2 protein-coding genes are annotated in these 2,431 nt (G+C 61.7%); both read left to right on the top strand.

Annotated features, from left to right (window positions below):
* Nucleotides 1-1,382: hypothetical protein (locus NZ960_08555; protein ID MCS7177641.1), on the top strand; the 1,382-nt coding region annotated here is incomplete at its 5' end.
* A 33-nt stretch (nt 1,383-1,415) separates the two neighbouring features.
* The coding region (locus NZ960_08550) for a hypothetical protein (GenBank protein ID MCS7177640.1) at nt 1,416-2,431 on the top strand (1,016 nt) is incomplete at its 3' end.

The raw sequence follows: 2,431 nt of genomic DNA, 5'->3' as shown, positions 1-2,431 counted from the left end.
TGCTGGGGAGCGGGGAGGTACGGGTGCAGAATCAGGCTGGAGGTGGGACAACACGGTTGGAGGTGTTGGGGGCGCCGGGAGCTGGACAGACGCAGTTCATAGTGCGTGCCGGTGGTGGGCAGGCGGTGAACCTATTTGAGTGGCAGGATGCAGGGGGGAACGCCTACGGGGTGATTGATGCCAGCGGGTTTGTGGGGATCGGGACGGGGTTGAGTCCACAGTATGCGTTGCATGTGAAGACGACGCCGTTTACGGCCGTGTTTGAGGGTGGGACGGTCCGGATTGGGACGGTCGGTGCAGGTGGGAACACGGCGGGACCGGAGCTGTCCATCTGGGACGATCCTGGGGCAACGGAGGTGGTGATACAGGCAGGGAACGCGCAAGGGACAGCGGACCTGCTGCAGTGGCAGGATGCAGGGGGGAATGTGCGGGGGCGGATAGATGCGTCGGGGTTTGTGGGGATCCAGACCGCGCCGCGAGCGCCGCTACATGTGTATGGGGGTGGTGTGTTGACGGCGGTCTTTGAGGAGGGGACTGTCTACATTGGGACGGGAGGCTCTGCAGCAGGGGGGCAGGAGCTGCATGTTGAGGATGCGCTTGGTGCGACACAGGTGATCATCCAGGCGGGGACGAGCCAAGGGGGGACAGACCTGCTGCAGTGGCAGAATGCAGGGGGGACGGTGATAGGTCGGATAGATAACTCGGGGTTTGTGGGCATCCAGACCGCGCCGATAGCGCCGCTACATGTGCATGGGGGTGGTGCAGTGACGGCGTTCTTTGAAGACGGAACTGTCCACATTGGAACGGGAACTCCCTCAGCATCTGGTCAGGAGCTCCATGTCCAGGATGCTGCCGGCTCTACGCTGATGATTATCCAGGCAAGTACAACACAGAGCACGAACCTGCTGGAGTGGCAGGATGCAGGGGGGAATGTGCTGGGGGTGATCGATGAGGCGGGGCAAGTGGGGATTGGGACAGGGCTACTGGGTCCACAGCGGCCACTGCATGTGGTAGGGGTAGGAGGGACGTCACCGGTGCGGTTGGAGAATGTGCCGACGGCGGCGGCAACGGACGAGGTGTTGCGGATAGAGCCCGGTACGGGCGACGTCACCAAGAGCACGGTTGCAGCACTCCTGGCGCCGGTGATCGTTCGAGGCAGCTTCTCGGTTCCAGGAGGTACAAACACATTCACGATTCCTGCTGCTGGGACTATTCAGCCCGGCGCCATCGTAACGGTGACGCTGGTGGGGCCTGGTGGAGGGACCATCTATCCGCTGATGGTCACGGCTATTAATCCCACTCCTGCTAATACAATCGTGGTGGAATCCTCGGCGGTGATTCCCGCCGGGTACTCCATTCACTACATCATCATCAACCCGTAAGCGAAAGTTGAACCGACTGCGGAGGGATACACGATGAAGCGGCTACTGGCAGTTCTCGCAGCGCTTGTATGTACCCATACTGCTCTCCATGCTCAGGGATTAGGGGCAAGCCAGCTGATACTGACTAATTCCAGCGGGGGTGGAGTTATCCTGCAGCCAGACCCTGGGGCTGTGCCGCCCCCACAGTTGCTTACTATCACGCCTCCGCCGTCACCTTTTTACCAGTTAGTGTATACCCCTCCGGGGTGGATACAGAACCAGGTAGTCAAATGGACCAGTAACACCGTTCCCTCCTTAGGGAACTCGCTGATTTACGATGACGGGACCAACGTTGGGATAGGCACAACCAGTCCGTCCGCACTGCTGCATGTAGCAGGCACGGGTCAGTTTGATGGGCAGTTGACGGTGACGGCAGGCGGGGCGGCGATTACGGGGAATGTAAACGTGGCCGGGAACGTACTGCCGACGTTGGACGATCAGTACGACCTGGGGCTTGTAGGGCAGCGGTGGCGGACGGGTCGGTTTGGGACGTCGGTGGTGGTAGGGACGGGCGTAAGTTTGTTGGCGGCCACCAACGAGGTAGAGTTTAGCGGTGGGGCAGGGCGGATTAGTGTGGTAGGGGCCAATGATCTGATTGTGCGCACCAACGGGGTAGAGCGGCTGCGGGTGTTAGGCAGTGGGGAGGTCGGAATTGGGACGGCCTCGCCGGTGCGGCGGTTACATGTGGAGGGGCCGGGCGGTGGGATATCGCCGGTGCGGTTAGGGCAGGTGCCGACGGGGTTGGCGACGGACGATGTTGTGGTACTGGACGGCAGTGGGGATGTGAAGAGGATTGGGGCAGGGGCGCTGATTGGGAATTGGGCATGGTTATTGGGGGGCAACACGTTGAGTGGGACGGAGAAGCTGGGGTCGTTGAATGCACAGCCGTTGATAGTGGTGACGAACAACGTGGAGCGGCTGCGGGTGACGGCCGGTGGGGATGTGGGGATTGGGACGGCGACGCCGGCGGAGCGGCTGGATGTGGTGGGGAACGTGCGGTTCAGCGGGGC

This window comes from Candidatus Kapaibacterium sp. (genome assembly GCA_025059875.1).
In the GTDB taxonomy this organism is placed as follows: Bacteria; Bacteroidota; Ignavibacteria; order Kapaibacteriales; family HRBIN21; genus HRBIN21.
The sequence above is the reverse complement of the archived record's forward strand: the minus strand, read 5'-3'. Positions and strand labels throughout refer to the sequence as shown.